Annotated in this window: 2 rRNA genes; both read right to left on the bottom strand. The window is 55.6% G+C overall.

Annotated features, from left to right (window positions below):
* A 5S ribosomal RNA gene (gene rrf, locus H6A32_RS16035) occupies nucleotides 1-100 on the bottom strand; the annotation flags it as partial.
* A 156-nt stretch (nucleotides 101-256) separates the two neighbouring features.
* Nucleotides 257-320, bottom strand: a 16S ribosomal RNA gene (locus tag H6A32_RS16030); the annotation flags it as partial.

Raw genomic sequence — 320 nt, 5'->3', positions numbered from 1 at the left:
CTCCCACACCGTCTCCAGTGCAGTACCATCGGCCGTCTGGGGCTTAACCATCGTGTTCGGGATGGGTACGGGTGTTTCCCCCAGGCGCATCACCACCAGCGAAGCTTGAGTGCTTGGCGAGGTACTTTCGAGCCTTAGCACGAAGCTTCGTTCTTCGGCCTTGGCGAGGTCCTTCACGAGCCTTAGCCCGAAGAACTTCCTCTTCCCTCTCTTCGATCACTCAACAATAGACAACGTCCCTTACTTCTTCCCTTAGAAAGGAGGTGATCCAGCCGCACCTTCCGATACGGCTACCTTGTTACGACTTCACCCCAGTTATC

Source organism: Drancourtella massiliensis (genome assembly GCF_016900655.1).
In the GTDB taxonomy this organism is placed as follows: domain Bacteria; phylum Bacillota; class Clostridia; order Lachnospirales; family Lachnospiraceae; genus Sellimonas; species Sellimonas catena.
The sequence above is the reverse complement of the archived record's forward strand: the minus strand, read 5'-3'. Positions and strand labels throughout refer to the sequence as shown.